A 15,460-nucleotide genomic window follows, 5' to 3' on the forward strand; every position below is an offset into this window, starting at 1 on the left:
CAGGCTGGTGGCGTTGGGGTGGTGGTGGGCGATGGCGTCGAGGGCGGCGTTGGCGGCGGCGTAGTTGGCTTGTCCGGGGGAGCCGAGGGTGGCCGCGATGGAGGAGAACATGATGAACGCGGCGAGGTTGTGGTTGGTGGTGAGTTGGTGTAGGTGCCAGGCGGTGTCGGCTTTGGCGGCGAGCACGCTGTGGAGTTGGGTGTCGGTTAGTTCGGTGAGGACGGCGTCGTCGAGGATGCCGGCGGTGTGGATGATCGCGGTCAGGGGGTGTTCGGTGGGGATGGTGTCGAGCAGGGTGGCGAGGTGGTGGGGTTGGTGGTGTCGCAGGCGGTGATGGTGACGTGGGCGCCGAGGTTGGTGAGGTGTTGGTGGAGTTCGGTGGCGCCGGGGGCGGTGGGGCCGCGGCGGGAGACCAGTAGTAGGTGGCGGGTGCCGTAGTGGGTGATGAGGTGTTCGGCGAATAGTGCGCCGAGCATTCCGGTGCCACCGGTGATTAATACCGTGCCCTGCGGGTCCCAGGCGGCGGGTGGAGTGAGCACGATTTTTCCGACATGTCGAGCCTGGCTCATGGCGCGGAACGCTTGAGGGGCTTGTAGTAGGCCGTAGCTGGTCGTGGGCAGCGGTTCAAGGACGCCCGCAGTGAACATCTCGGTGAGCCTGGTCCAGGCTCCCCTGAGATCGTCGGGTCCGGCCGTGTGCAGGTCGTAGGCCTGGTAGACGACACCGGGATGAGTGGCGGCGACTTTGTCGGACGCTCGGATGTCGGTCTTGCCGATTTCGATGAACGAGCCGCCACGGGGCAGCAGTTGTAGCGACCTGTCGACGAATTCGCCGGCAAGGCTGTTCAGGACCACGTCCACACCGTCGTGCTCGGTGGCCTCGGTGAAGGTGTCGACAAATTCCAGTGTCCGAGATGAGGCGATGTGTCCACTGGGCACTCCCAGGGCCGTGAGCACATGCTGTTTTGAGGGGTGCGAGGTGGCGAACACGTCGGCGCCGAGCTGAGCGGCGATTTGGATTGCAGCTTGACCGACACCGCCGGCGCCAGCGTGAATCAATACCCGTTGGCCAGCACGCAGCCCGGCGATCTCGACCAACGTGATGTATGCGGTCAAAAATGCCACCGGAACCGACGCGGCCTGGGCAAAGGTCCATCCGGTTGGGATGGGGACGACCATGCGGTGGTCCACGACAGCGGACGGGGCAAATGCGTTGTTGGGGAACAACCCCATTACCGCGTCACCGCGGCGAAACGCGGTCACGTCGGGCGCGGTGTCGACCACCACACCGGCGGCTTCGGCGCCGAGGCCTTCATCGGGAATCGCCCCTACCGCAACGACCACATCGTGGAAGTTGAGCCCGGCGGCCCGGATCTCCACGCGTATTTGACCGGCGCTCAATTCGGTCTCCGGCTCTGCCGGTAGCAGGGCCAGGTTGCTCAGGTCCCCTTTTCCGGTGGTGCCGAGCTGCCAGCTGGGGGTCGGGGGTGGGGTCAGGGCGGTGGCGGGGGTGAGTCGGGGGGTGTGGGTGGTGCCGTGGCGGAGGGCGAGTTGGGGTTCGGTGGTGTGTTTGAGGGTGGTGAGCAGGGTGGGGAGGGTGGTGTTGGTGGTGGGGGTGTGGTCGGTGTCGATGAGGGTGATGCGGTGGGGGTGTTCGTTTTGGGTGGTGTGGATGAGGGCCCAGGTTGCGGCGTGGGCGAGGTTGGGGTGGGGGTCGTGGGGGCTGGTGGTGATGGCGTGGTGGGTGAGGATGGCTAGGTGGGTGTGGGTGGTGTCGGGTCGGGTGAGCCAGTGTTGGAGTTGGGTCAGGGTGTGTTGGGTCAGGGTGTGGAGGTGTTGGAGGTCGGTGGTGTTGGGGTGGGGTTGGGGGAGGGGCCAGATGAGGAGGTCGTGGTGGGTGAGGTCGGGGTGGGTGAGGTCGGGGTGGGTGGGTAGGTGGTTGAGGGTGGGGGGTAGGTGGGGGTTGTTGGTGGTGTCGGGGGTGATGAGGGCCCAGTTGGTGTTGGGGGTTTCTGGGGTGTTGGGGGTGGTGGGGGGTAGGGCGGGCCAGTCGAGGTGGAACAGGCTGTGGTGTGGGGTGGGGGTGGGTTGTTGGGGGGTGTGGGGTAGGTCGCGCAGGGTGAGGGTGGTGATGGTGATGACGGGTGCGCCGGTGGGGTCGGTGGCGTGCAGGGTGTAGGTGTTGGTGTTGGTGCGGGTGAGTTGGGTGTGTAGTTGGGTGGCGGTGGTGGCGTGCAGGGTGATGCCGGTTAGGGCGAAGGGGAGTGGGGTGGTGTCGGGGTCGGTGTCGGGGTGGGTGTGGGTGAGTGTGGTCAGGGGGTGTAGGGCGGCGTCGAGTAGGGCGGGGTGGATGCCGTAGCCGGTGGTGGTGGTGTCGGGGGGTAGGGCGATGTGGGCGTAGATGGTGTCGGGGTTGGTGGGGGGGTGGTGGAGGGCGTGGACGTTTTGGAAGGGGGGTTGGTAGTGCAGGCCGTGGGTGGCTAGTTGGTGGTAGAAGTCGTCGGGGTTGATGGGTTGGAGGGGGGGTGGGGTGTGGTTGGTGGGGGTGGGGGGTTGGTGGGTGCTCAGGGTGGCGGTGGCGTGGAGGTGCCAGGGGTTGTGGTGGTCGTTGGTGGTGGTGCGGGTGTGCACGGTTAGGGGGCGTCGGTTGGTGTCGTCGGGGGGGTGGATGGTGATTTGGAGGTCGGTGGGGGTGTGTTCGGGCAGGGTGAGGGGGCTGTGCAGGATCAGTTCGTCGATGGTGGGGTAGTGGGTGTGTTGGCCGGCGTGGAGGAGTAGTTCGATGAGGCCGGCGGCGGGGAAGATGATGGTGTCGTGGACGCGGTGGCTGGCTAGCCAGGGTTGGGTGTGGGTGGAAAGTCGTGCGCTGAGGATGATTTGGTCTTGGTCGGCGAGGTCGGTGATGGCGCCGAGGAGGGGGTGGTCGGGGTGGTCGAGTCCGGCGGCGGTGATGTCGGTGGTGGTGGTGGGGGTGAGCCAGTAGTGGTGGTGTTGGAAGGGGTAGGTGGGTAGTTCCAGGGTGTGGGCGTGGGGGTAGAGGGTGGGCCAGTGGGGGCTGTGGCCGTGGGTGTGGAGTTGGGCCAGTGCGGTGGTCAGGGTGTCGAGGTGGGGGCGGTCGCGGTGGGTGGTGGTGATGACGGTGGATGCGGTGTTGGTGTGGTGGGTGAGGGTGTCGGTGATGGCGGGGGCCAGGACGGGGTGGGGGGATAGTTCGAGGAAGGTGTGTGGGCCTTGGGCCAGCAGGGTGGTGAGGTTGTCGGCGAAGCGGACGGGTTGGCGTAGGTGTTGGGTCCAGTAGTGCGCTGAGGTGAGTTGGTCGGGGGTGGCTAGTTGGCCGGTGAGGTTGGACAGGATGGGCACGGTGGGTGGGTGCCAGGTCAAGGTGGTGGCGATGGCGTGGAATTCGGGTAGGGCGGGGTCCATCGTGGGGGAGTGGAAGGCGTGGCTGACGGGCAGTTGGGTGGTTTGGTAGTGCTCGGTGGTGCACCACTGGTGGAGGGCGTTGATGTCGTCGTGGGGGCCGGCGATCACGATTGAGGTGGGGCTGTTGATCGCGGCGATGGTGGTGTGGGGGTAGTGGTGGAGTTGGTCGGTGAGGTGTTCGGGGTTGGTGTGGATGGCCAGCATGGCGCCGGGGGTGCAGGTTTGCATGAGTCGGCCGCGGGCGGCGACGAGGGTGGCGGCTTGGGGTAGGGAGAGGACTTCGGCGAGGTAGGCGGCGGTGAGTTCGCCTAGGGAGTGCCCTAGTAGGTAGTCGGGGGTGATGCCGGCGTGGGTGAGTACGGCGTGCATGGCGGCCCCGTAGGCGAACAGGGCGGGTTGGGCGTAGGCGGTTTGGCCGAGTAGTTGGGCGGGGTGGGTGTCGGCGGGGGCGGTTAAGACGTCGTGCAGGGGGGTGTCGAGGTGGGGGTCGAAGGCGGCGCAGATGTGGTCGAGGGTTTCGGCGAAGATGCGGTGGTGTTCGTAGAGTTGGGCGGCCATGGCGGGGTATTGGGCGCCTTGGCCGGGTAGGACGAACACGATTTTTTTGGTGTGGGTTAGGTGGTGGCTGGCCAGGCCGGGGTGGGGGTGGTTGGTGGTGAGGGCGTGTAGTGCTTCGAGGAGGTCTTCGCGGGGGTTGTTGCTGGTGGTGGGGGTGGTGAGGGCGGCTCGGTAGGGGTGGTGGGTGCGGGTGGTGGCCAGGCTGTGGGCGAGGTCGGTGAGGTCGAGGTTGGGGTGGTCGAGTAGGTGGTGGTGTAGGCGGGCGGCTTGGGCGTGAAGTGCGGTGGGGGTGCGTGCTGATAGCGGCCAGATCCGCGGTGGGGGGTCGCAGGCTGGGGTGGTGGTGGGGGTGGGTGTGGTTGGTGCTGGGGTGGTGGGGGTTTGCAGGATGACGTGGGCGTTGGTGCCGCTGATGCCGAAGGAGGACACGGCTGCGGTGCGGGGGTGGTCGGTGTCGGGCCAGGGGGTGGGTTGGGTGAGTAGTTGTACGGTGCCTGCTGACCAGTCCACGTGGGGGCTGGGGTGGTCGACGTGCAGGGTGGGGGGCAGGGTGTCGTGGTTGAGCGCGCAGATCATTTTGATCAGTCCCGCGGCTCCGGCGGCGGCTTGGGTGTGGCCGAGGTTGGATTTGATTGATCCCAGCCATAGTGGGTGGGTGCGGTGGGGGGCGCTGCCGTAGGTGGCGATGAGCGCGGTGGCTTCGATGGGGTCGCCCAGGGTGGTGCCGGTGCCGTGGGCTTCGACGACGTCGACGTGGTCGAGGTCGATGGCGGCGTTGGCGGCGGCTTGGGTGATGACGCGTTGTTGGGCGAGTCCGTTGGGGGCGGTTAGGCCGTTGGAGGCGCCGTCTTGGTTGATTGCTGATCCGGCGATGACGGCCAGCACGCGGTGGTGGTGGCGGTGGGCGTCGCTGAGGCGTTCGAGGACTAAGACGGCGGCGCCTTCGCCCCATCCGGTGCCGTCGGCGGCGGCGGCGAAGGCTTTGCAGCGGCCGTCGGGGGCTAGGGCTCGTTGGCGGGCGAATTCGGTGAACGGGCCGGGGGTGGTCATGATGGTCACGCCTCCGGCTAGCGCCAAACTGGATTCGGCGTTGCGCAGTGATTGGCAGGCGAGATGCGTGGCGACCAGGGAGGATGAGCAGGCGGTGTCGACGGTGATGGCCGGGCCTTGTAATCCCAAGAGGTAGGCCACTCGTCCGGAGGCCACGCTGGTGGCGCTGCCGGTCATGGCGTATCCCTCGGCGCTGTGGGAGTTGCCGTCGCCGTAGGACTGTGCCCAGGTGCCGGCGAAGACTCCGGTCTGGGAGCCGGCCAGGGTGGCCGGGTCGATCCCGGCGGTTTCGAGGGCTTCCCAACATACTTCTAATAGCAATCGTTGCTGGGGGTCGATGGCTTGGGCTTCGCGGGCGGAGATCCCGAAGAACTCGGCATCGAAGTGTCCGGCCTGGGCTAGAAATCCGCCGTAACGGGCGTAGGTTTTACCGACCGCGTCGGGATCGGAGTCAAACAACTGCGTTAAATCCCAGCCCCGATCATTGGGGAAGGGGCCCATCACATCGGTGCCGCTGCTGACCAGCTCCCATAACGCCGCCGCGGAATCCACCCCACCAGGGAACCGACACGCCATCCCCACCACCGCGATCGGCTCGTCCAACTGCACGGAGGATGGGGTCTCGACGCGCTTATCCCACCTGGATAGTTCGCTCTCCAAATATTTTGCGAGCTCCGCGATCGAGCCGTAGTCCCAGCCGATCGTGTCCGGCAGTTGCAGCCCCGTTACTGCGGCCAATCGATTGCGAAGTTCGACTGTCATCTGCGAGTTGAAGCCCAGGTCCGCGAATGCGCGGCCAATGTCCAGCGACTGCCCGTCGGCCAGGCCCAGAATTGTCGCGGTCGCTGAAGTGACCGCACCCACCACCAAGCGGTAGCGTTCCTGCTGCAACGCGGTCAGCCGCTCATTGAGCGCGGTCTCAGCGGGTTCCACCGGGTGCTGTGCGCGGTGCCAAATCGGTTCCGTGGGACTGGCCGACCGAAGCAAACCCCGCAACGGTTTCCCGGTTGGCGTCCGCGGAAGTTGTTCAAGAACGGAAAATCGATGCGGTACCTTCATCGATGACAATTGAGTGAGCAACCGCTGATGAATATTGCTGATTGCCGACTCGTCGAGTGCAGTATCGCGCCGGGGGACCAGGAAAGCTTGTAGGACCGATGCGCCTGTTGCATCCTTCAACCCGACAACGACGGCCTCATCCACAGCGTCGTCTGAAGCGATGAGTTGTTCTATCTCATGCGGGTTGACATTAACGCCCCCGATGATCTCGATTCCGTCCGCGCGGCCGCGGTAGGTAATCCAGCCGTCACTGTCGACTGACACCCGGTCACGCGTGTCGAGCCAATCTCCGTCTTGTAAAGAAAGCTCTGCTGGCCGATTCCAATATTCCGCAGCGATCGACGGCCCGCGGACCCAAAGATCACCCTCGACACCCGGTTGGACCGCTGTACCGTCTGGTGACACGACGCGGATCTCGTACGGGTCGAGGACCTTTCCCAGTGTCCCAGGACGCCAATCGTCGATCGTATTCGATATGAATGTTTGCCCAACTTCAGTGGAACCCAGACCATCAAGAATGGGGATTCCGTCAAAGAATTCCGAGACACGCTTGGCGAGACCGATCTCGAGACTCTCACCGGCGGACACGACGCAGCGAAGGGAGCCGAATAATTCGGGTGAACACGCTTCGACAACTCTGCTGAGAAATGTCGGTACGGAATAGAGGACGGTCGGCGTTAATTCGTTGCACAGCTGTGCGGTCAGTTCCGGGGTGACCGGAGTGCGATTGATGATGGCGGAACTGCCCGTAGCAAGCGGAAACCAGACCGAATTACCCAGCCCGTACGCGAAATACATGCGTGCGCTGCTTAGCCCGATGTCTTGCTGCGTGAGATGCAAGGCACGATGGCACATGGCATCAACAAAGGTGACGGCATCACCATGCCGATGCAGGGCGGCCCGCGGCCGACCGGTGGTGCCAGACGTGTAGGTGGCGTAGGCGAGAGCGTCGCTGCCCACGGGTTCATAGGCCGCCGGCGCGGCATCAGCCGCCGCGGACCAGAGCTGAGCCGGACTGGTGACTTCTGAGTGCGTAAATCGACCGCCCAGCGCGTCGTCGGCGACGACGAGTGCCGGTGCTACGTCGTGCTCGTAGAATGCATGCTCTTCGGCGTGAAGTTCTGGATTCGCGATAAACGCCGGGATGCCGCAGGCCAAGCATGCCAGCAACAGCTGAACCAAGTCCAGGGAATCGGGCAGGCAAAGGATGACGCGATCTGTGGTAGCCAAGTCGCGGTCCCGCAGAATCTGCGCAAGGCGGGCGGCGCAGTCATGGATTTGGCCATGCGTCACAACGTGCGGCGCATAGTAGGCGGGTTTGTCATACCATCCCGCGTCCACGGCTTGCTCGGCGAGCAGCCTCGCCAGATTTGTATTCTGCATTATCGGATGACCCCGCCCGGCTAATCGGCCTAGAAAAGATCGAGTGGGAAGTACTCGGAGACCACCACGGCCGGCTGGCCTTCGATGATCATCCGGTAGCGACGGCCAACGGTTTTCTGACGCAAGGCATGGTTCATTGCAGGCACCGCCCAACCGGGCGTATCGCCCATCCAGAATTCCGGCTTTTCCTTAAACAGTTCGAGGTGGCTGCTCGCCATGATCTCCCCAATTGGGCGCTTGGTTTGCTTCAGGTTTGCCTCGACGGAAGACGGTAAGAGGTCTATCGCGATCGATGAGTCCGCCGCGACGAACGGCCTTTCGGAAACCTTGCCTTCGAGGATTACCTTGCGTCGAAGTACTCGGCTATCGCCAAATGCCTCGAACTGCGGCAATTCGGGTGACCTGGTCTCGATTGTTTGCTCGAGTACCCGTACCGCGACTTCTTCATCAATTAGCACACTTAGGATCCTGGTGAGAGTGCCGTTGGTGGCCAGGAGAATTCGAAGGTCGCGACTGAAGGCTCTGATTTCTTGTTCAGACAAGAGGCATCGCTGCGAGGGTTCGCCGTGTGTGACGGGTCCCGGGGCGTCGTGATCGGCGCAGGCCGGCACCGCGACAGGGGCGTTAGAAGGCAGGAGTTGAGCGCTGTTGACGGTCATGGTGGTCCCCTTGCGATAATGGAAATCAACAATATGCCGGAAATGCTTTGGCTCAGCCGTGGTAACTGGAATCCGCTGGCGTGATGTCCTATCCCGGTAACCCGTCTGGTCGTGTGCTACGCGCCCGAGTGCGCGACCGATCGATATGAATTTCCAATGAATTCGACTCTCATTCATATTTCGATTTATCGTCGGTACGCCAGCAAGTTAGTGCACTACAAGTTCGTTTGCCATGGTCACCCAGCACTCCTCGAATGGTTCTCGCGCAGCAGACTGCACGTTGACACCCGGTTGCGCCGAGTGGTGGCCTACGGGACCGGGCTCGGGGGTCGGGGCGCAAACCCAAAGCGGCGATGCACTCGTGCTCCGGTACCACAGACCCGCGTGCTGCCTGGCCGTTGTCCGGTAAGCGTGCTCGCGCGTCGGATGTACTGTGGGCGAATGAAGTTCGGCCACACACGTGCCATCGCCGGTGCGAGAGCTCGGGGTGATCGGCGGAACTGCCGCGGCCAGCTGAAAAGTTGTCCGCAGGCAACCAGGTGTTCTGAAACGTGTTGTGCAAGCTGACCCACAGGGACGCGAAGGCTTGGCCATCGTGACCATTTCACTCTGGCCCGGATACGGGTAGAAATCACAATAAAGTTTCTCTCTTGCGGACAGCGAACGGGCCTTTGGAATTCCGTTCGACGGAATTGCTTTTTGCCGCAACGACCCAGGAGTGTCGATCATGACCGCACTAAGTCTAGTGTCCGAACCACCGGGGACAACTAGTGATGAAATAGAAATCGCCAGCACGTTTCGACGCTATGCCGACGGATTTGCGCTCAACAATAGAACTCCGGCGAAGTTCGTGGAGCGGGGACCCAGTATTGCCGGCCGATTGATGGCATTCGCATCTTTAATGACGATCAGGCCGATTGTGTCGGTGGGCAGCTATGCCCCGCATGTCGCATGGCCCTGGGGGGTGATCGAATTCGCGTGCCGGGCGCTGCCACAGGCCTCTGGCTCCACTCGCGTCAACATCAAGTTGCCGCACGCCACCGCCCAGTTGGTACATGCGCCCGGGGTAACACCTGCGAGCGGCAATCGCAGGGTGGTGCTCTACATGCACGGTGGTGCATTTCTGATGGGCGGAGCTAATTCACACAAACACCTGGTCAACACGCTCTCAAGACACGCCGACGCGCCCGTCCTGATAGTCAACTATCGACTACTCCCCAAACACTCGATCGCCATGGCGGTTGACGATTGTCACGATGCCTACCGGTGGTTACGGGCGCACGGGTTCAATCCGGACCAGATCGTTCTGGCCGGTGATTCTGCGGGTGGCTATCTGGCCCTCACTCTCGCGCAGCGACTGCAGCGGCAAAACGAGAGACCAGCGGCACTCGTGGCCATCTCGCCGTTGCTGCAGCTAGCCAGCAGGCCCAAACTGTGGCATCTCAACAACGGGGTGGACACGATGTTTTCGGCACGTGCGTTTGATGCTCTGCGCGAGGTCGCGGCCGGTGCCGCCGCCAACCACAGCGTCGACGGTGAGCCTGAAGAACTCTACGAGCCCTTGGCGCATATCGAAGCTGGTTTACCCCCCACCCTGATTCACGTCTCGGGCGCCGAAGCTCTGCTGCATGATGCTCGACTGGCCGCGCGCAAGCTGGCGCAGGTTGGCGTCCCCGTCGAGCTGCGGATCTGGCCCGGCCAGATTCATGATTTCCAGGTTGCCGCGCCGATGGTGCCCGAAGCCGCGCGTTCGTTGCGGCAGATCGCGGAATACATTCGACGGGCCACGCCGGGGCGCGGCACAGAAACGGTCGCGGCCGCAGAATCTTGTCGCTAGACCAATCGCGAGGCCGACCGAGCGTGCCGGCCGAGTCTGCTTTCGCGCCTCAGGTGTCCGCCCAAGCTGCCAACCCCACGACGGCAGCCAGCGCCTGGTCACTGCTGAGCATGAGCCTCAGCCAAAGGTTGCTTCCCGATTGGCGGTCGTTCGGGCGTTCGCCAGCATGCTGAGCCGGATCGCTAGCCAGAGGGTGAATTGGTTTTCTGGTTCGCGGATGTCGAGATCGATGGTGCGCGAGATGCGGTCGAGTTTGGCCAGCATCGTGTTGCGATGGACGCTGAGCGCACGGGCGGCCAGGCAGACATTGCCGCCGTGGGTGAGGTAGCTGGTCACGGTTTCCAGCAGATTGGGCCCGGTTCGCAACGGCTCGACGAACTGCTCGATTAGCTGTTGCCCGTGTTCAGTGTCGGTGAGTTCGGCCAGCACGGTGAAGCTGCGCAGGTCTCGGTAGGAGCTAACGCCACTACGCCCGAGCTGACGAGCCAGGCCCAGGGTGATGCGGGCTTGGCTGTAGCTGTTGCGAATTTCGCGGGCGCCGTGCGCTACTCGCCCGTAGGTGACGGCCACCGGGGCTCCGCATCGTTGCTCGAGTGCCTGGCACATGGCCTGCGCGAAGTCGTCCATCTCTGGTGACAGGTCCACGTCGTCGGCTTGGCTCAGAGTGCGCAGCACGACAATGACGTCGCCGATGACGGTCGCGTCGGCGCGCGATGACGGCTGTGCGCAGATGTTCGCGGCGTGGCGCGCCAGTCGTAGCATGCCGGTCGCCGGATTGTCTGTCGGCTCCGGCAATACGCCGTGGGCAACGAACACGCCAAACGACGAATTGATATCAATCTCGTGGTGGTCGGCGCGGGCCTGTAGGTCGTGGTCGCTGGAGAACCGGCCGTGCAACAGTGCCTCGATGAAGTCACCGCGTGCGCGTTCCTCGGCCTCGTCCACGCTTTGCAAGCGCAGCATCTCTGATCCGATGATTGCGGTGGCCTGCTCGGCGAGGACTCGGTGTGAGGCCAGGTCGCGCGCATCCAGGATGGAGAACGGGACCAGGATCGCCAACCAACCGTGGGAGGTCTTGCCCAGGTTGATCTGACTAGCAATGCATGTCCAGGTACTGCCGTCCGGACCGGCCACCCGATCCACCCTGGTGTGCTGCATGGCTGCCCGCTGTGAGGCGGGCACGCCGGCCGCCAACGCCTGGGGAACCGACTTTGACAGCGCCTCGAGGGTGCGGCCGCCCAGCCCGCAATGGGCAGCGACTTGTCCCCGGGCGTTTAGCGCCATCGCCGGATTGCGGGCGAGGTGGCAGACCTCGCGGGTGAGCATCTGCAACCCGGCACCCCGGTGGAACAGCTCCGCCAAGGAGGCTCGCACCCGCATCGCGTAGCGCATCATCTGCAGTTCGTGGTTCAGGGTGCGCTCCGCCAGCAGCCGATTGAGGGCTCCGAAGCCGACGCGCGAGGACATCTCGATAACTACCAGCTCGTCAGAGAATTGGTGGTGCATAAACTCTTCCGGTGCCGGGCCGTCCACCACCAGGGCGGTCGCTCCTCGAATGGTCAGCGTATCTAACGCGGCACCGTTGGCAAGTAAGGCTTCCGGACGTGCATATAGGGCAACGCCATCAAGCGAGTCTGCCCTGCTGGCCACCTCTGCCAGGGGCAGCAGCCAGGTCAATTCCAGGTCTAGCCGATCGGTGCCGGCTATTACGCGGGCGCCGCGCATCAGTGGTTCGTCAAGAAGGTCGCGAATCTTCAATCCCTGGATGTCGGTTGAAGACTCGGGATAGTGGGTGAGCGGGGCGGCCATGATCTATCCTCCTGGGTGCTACCGGCTGCGTTACTGGCGACTGGCAACCGGGTAAAGCCTGAATGCTGAGCAAAGACTCGATCTGTAAGCGTGATTGGCTCACGGACTTTGCCGGCGGGACACTCCGCAAGCGTTGAAAGGCCTTTACGCCGCCCCATGCTTTCCCCAGCGAGATGAGTGATCGTCACTTCTTGACCCTCACCAGGAGGCCTCTCACTGCGGAGTGTGGAAATTCCTCTTATTTAGTTTTTCTATTATTGATCCAAGTGACCTCCAGATATTTTCCTCGGCCGTTCGAGCGCGATGGCTATTTAGGTGTCTTCAGAGAGACTTCTCGGCCGCTCTGTCGAGCACTGCCGATCTGTCTAGCTTCAAGAAGCCGAACTTCGCATCCGCTTCGGTCCGAACCTCTTCGTCTGTCCAGCGGAACCAATTTCCTTGGCGCCGCTAGGGTCTGGTGCGCCTCTGTGCGCCCCAAAGCTCTGGCCATCCCCGGCGTCGTAGCGATCCGACCATCTTCTGCTCCGAGCTGTGTCGTCGGCCAAGTTAATGCGTATCGGTCTCGTCAGCTGTCGAGGTAATGTCGGCACCTGAATTTGGTTACCATTTGCATTTATAGAATTACACTTGTCGACTGAGAAGACCGGCATGGAGACCCCGCGACCGGTGTTTACACAGCCCGCGCATTTTCCGCCAAAATAATTGTTAGAGGGACGCTACGAGTGACTACGTTGTGCTACAAGTATGCGACAGTTACTAAACTGCTGTGAGTCTGCTGGCAACTTGCTGGGACGCCTATTCGGCGGCCCGCTGCAAGTTCGAACGGCCTCGCTATCGGCGCCGGCCTTCGTGCGGTGGTCAACATATGTCCTGGTCCCAGGCCGATCACTGGTGATCACGACGCTCCTTCCGTAGTTGACGTTTGTCACTATAGAGCATTGGTGACAATTGTCAATATTCAAGGGTTGTGTGATATGGGATCGACCCGCGGTAGGTCTTGCCCAGCAGCGGCCCCCGGGATCGCCGGGGGTGCGGCGCGCGAACGGGATTGGTGATTGCTCACGCTCAGCGTGAGAACATCAGCGCCCGCTTGACCTCCTGGATCGCCTTGGTCACTTCGATGCCGCGCGGGCAGGATTCGGTGCAGTTGAAGGTGGTTCGGCAGCGCCACACACCGTCGACCTCGTTGAGGATGTCGAGCCGCTCGGCGGCGGCCTCGTCGCGGCTGTCGAAGATGAAGCGATGTGCGTTGACGATCGCCGCCGGGCCGAAGTAGCTGCCCTCGCTCCAGAACACCGGGCAGCTGGTGGTGCAGCACGCGCAGAGGATGCACTTGGTGGTGTCGTCGTAGCGGGCGCGGTCGGTGGGGCTTTGGATCCGCTCCCGAGTAGGCGGGTTACCGCTGGTGATCAGGTACGGCTTTACCGCGCGGTAGGCGTCGAAGAACGGCTCCATGTCGACCACCAGGTCTTTTTCCACGGGCAGCCCGCGGATCGGCTCGACGGTGATGGTCAGCTGCTTGTTCGGCTTTTTCGGCAGCAGGTCACGCATCAACACCTTGCAGGCCAGTCGGTTGACCCCATTGATCCGCATGGCGTCCGAGCCACACACTCCGTGGGCGCAGGAGCGCCGGAAGGTGAGTGTTCCGTCCAAATAGCCTTTGATGTAGATCAGCAGGTTCAGCAGCCGGTCGCTGGGCAGGCACGGTACCCGGAAGCTCTGCCAGCCACCGGTCGCGGCGAAAGCCTCCGGGTCGTCCGGGTTGAAGCGGGCGATCTTCACCGTCACCATCACCGCGCCTTCCGGCACCGGTGGCAACGGTGGCTCCAACGAGGTCTCCACCTGTGGTTCGACTGCCGACTTACCCATTAGTACTTCCGCTCCTTCGGCTCGTAGCGGGTCTGCACGACGGGCTTGAAGTCCAGCCTGATGTCGCTGAGCAGCTCGGCGCGTTCCTTGTCGGCCCCAATTTCCTTGTCGGCCCCAATTTCCTTGTCGGCCCCAATTTCCTTATAGGCCATCGTGTGCCGCATGTAGTTGACGTCGTCGCGGTTGGGATAGTCTTCACGGGCGTGACCGCCGCGCGACTCCTTGCGGTTCAAGGCGCCCACCACCGTGACTTCCGCCAGCTCCAGCAAAAAGCCCAGCTCAATCGCCTCCAGCAGGTCGCTGTTGAAACGTTTCCCTTTATCGTGCACCGTGATTCGCGAGTACCGCTCCTTGAGCGCATGGATGTCGGTGAGCGCCTGCTTGAGCGTCTCCTCGGTGCGGAACACCGCTGCATTGTTGTCCATGGTCTGCTGCAGGGCGGTGCGGATGTCGGCGACTCGCTCGTTGCCGTGCTCGGAAAGGATGTCGCCCACCCAGCTGACCACCATCGCGGCCGGGTCCGCTGGCAAATCCACGAAGTCATGACCCCGCGCGTAGCGGGCCGCCGCGATGCCGGCACGGCGGCCGAAGACATTGATGTCCAACAGCGAATTGGTGCCCAATCGATTGGCGCCGTGCACCGACACGCAGGCACACTCGCCGGCCGCGAACAGGCCGGGGACGGTGTGGGTATTGTCCCGCAGCACCTGACCGGTGACGGTCGTCGGAATGCCGCCCATCACGTAGTGGCAGGTCGGGTAGACCGGGACCAGCTCATGAACCGGGTCCACGCCGAGGTAGGTGCGCGCGAATTCGGTGATGTCGGGCAATTTGGCCTCCAGCACGTCCTCGCCCAGGTGGCGGACGTCGATGTAGACGTAGTCCTTGTGCGGGCCGGCACCGCGGCCCTCTAGCACTTCCAGCACCATCGAGCGGGCGACGATGTCGCGGGGGGCCAGGTCGACGATGGTCGGGGCGTAGCGTTCCATGAAGCGCTCGCCCTCTCCGTTGAGCAGCCGACCGCCCTCGCCGCGCACGGCCTCGGAGATCAGGATGCCCAGGCCAGCCAGGCCGGTCGGGTGAAACTGGTGGAACTCCATGTCTTCCAGGGGAAGTCCCTTTCGGAAGACAATACCGATGCCGTCTCCGGTCAGGGTGTGTGCGTTGGAGGTGGTCTTGTACATCCGCCCGGATCCGCCGGTGGCGATCACGATGGCCTTGGCGTGAAAGACATGAATATCGCCGGTCGCCAATTCGTAGGCGATGACCCCGGTGGCCACCGGGCCGGTGGGCGTTTGGGTGAGTGCCAAGTCGAGCGCGTAAAACTCGTTGAAGAACTCGACGTCGTGTTTGACGCAGTTCTGGTAGAGCGTCTGCAGGATCATATGGCCGGTGCGGTCGGCCGCGTAGCACGCGCGACGTACCGGGGCCTTGCCGTGGTCGCGGGTGTGCCCGCCGAAGCGGCGCTGGTCGATGCGGCCCTCGGGGGTGCGGTTGAATGGCATGCCCATCTTTTCCAGGTCGAGCACCGCGTCGATGGCTTCCTTGCACATGATCTCGACCGCGTCCTGGTCGGCCAGATAGTCGCCGCCTTTGACGGTGTCGAACGTGTGCCATTCCCAGTTGTCGTCCTCGACGTTGGCCAGCGCGGCGCACATGCCGCCCTGCGCGGCGCCGGTGTGGCTACGGGTGGGATACAGCTTGGTCAGCACTGCCGTCCGTACCTGCGGTCCCGCCTCTACCGCTGCCCGCATGCCGGCGCCGCCCGCGCCGACGATCACCACGTCGTATCGGTGTTGCTGAATCACCTGTCG

The 15,460-nt window shown here is 63.5% G+C and carries 5 protein-coding genes and 1 pseudogene; 1 reads left to right on the forward strand and 5 read right to left on the reverse strand.

Going from position 1 to position 15,460, the window contains the following annotated elements:
* Positions 1-42: 42 nt before the first annotated feature.
* Both MB901379_RS24970 and MB901379_RS05240 read right to left on the reverse strand, forming a co-directional pair.
* Positions 43-7,472 (reverse strand): annotated as a pseudogene (locus MB901379_RS24970) (SDR family NAD(P)-dependent oxidoreductase); the annotation flags it as partial.
* Between the two features lie 29 nt (positions 7,473-7,501).
* Entirely contained in the window at positions 7,502-8,131 is a 630-nt protein-coding gene (locus MB901379_RS05240; protein ID WP_158015665.1) for a chorismate--pyruvate lyase family protein, read from the reverse strand.
* Between the two features lie 727 nt (positions 8,132-8,858).
* On the opposite strand from MB901379_RS05240, the gene MB901379_RS05245 reads away from it, so the two are divergent.
* Positions 8,859-9,968 (forward strand): alpha/beta hydrolase, encoded by a 1,110-nt coding sequence (locus MB901379_RS05245; protein ID WP_158015666.1) that lies wholly within the window; start codon positions 8,859-8,861, stop codon positions 9,966-9,968.
* 117 nt (positions 9,969-10,085) lie between these two features.
* Here the strand turns inward: MB901379_RS05245 and MB901379_RS05250 are convergent, their stop codons facing one another.
* From MB901379_RS05250 to sdhA, 3 genes are all read right to left on the reverse strand, one after another.
* On the reverse strand, positions 10,086-11,777 hold the full coding sequence (locus tag MB901379_RS05250) for a helix-turn-helix domain-containing protein (protein ID WP_158015667.1): 1,692 nt from the start codon (positions 11,775-11,777) through the stop codon (positions 10,086-10,088).
* Between the two features lie 1,065 nt (positions 11,778-12,842).
* Complete coding sequence (locus tag MB901379_RS05255) at positions 12,843-13,646, reverse strand: succinate dehydrogenase iron-sulfur subunit (RefSeq protein WP_158015668.1); 804 nt, start codon at positions 13,644-13,646, stop codon at positions 12,843-12,845.
* On the reverse strand, positions 13,646-15,454 hold the full coding sequence (sdhA, locus tag MB901379_RS05260) for a succinate dehydrogenase flavoprotein subunit (protein WP_158015669.1): 1,809 nt from the start codon (positions 15,452-15,454) through the stop codon (positions 13,646-13,648). Before sdhA ends, MB901379_RS05255 begins: the two co-directional genes overlap by 1 nt.
* Positions 15,455-15,460 lie beyond the last annotated feature (6 nt).

This window comes from Mycobacterium basiliense (genome assembly GCF_900292015.1).
Lineage (GTDB): Bacteria > Actinomycetota > Actinomycetes > Mycobacteriales > Mycobacteriaceae > Mycobacterium > Mycobacterium basiliense.

What these genes read in the sequence shown, in the direction of transcription:
- MB901379_RS05245 (WP_158015666.1), top strand. Translation starts at nt 8,859, where the DNA reads ATGACCGCACTAAGTCTAGTGTCCGAACCACCGGGGACAACTAGTGAT.
- MB901379_RS05240 (WP_158015665.1), bottom strand. Translation starts at nt 8,131, where the DNA reads ATGACCGTCAACAGCGCTCAACTCCTGCCTTCTAACGCCCCTGTCGCG.
- MB901379_RS05250 (WP_158015667.1), bottom strand. Translation starts at nt 11,777, where the DNA reads ATGGCCGCCCCGCTCACCCACTATCCCGAGTCTTCAACCGACATCCAG.
- MB901379_RS05255 (WP_158015668.1), bottom strand. Translation starts at nt 13,646, where the DNA reads ATGGGTAAGTCGGCAGTCGAACCACAGGTGGAGACCTCGTTGGAGCCA.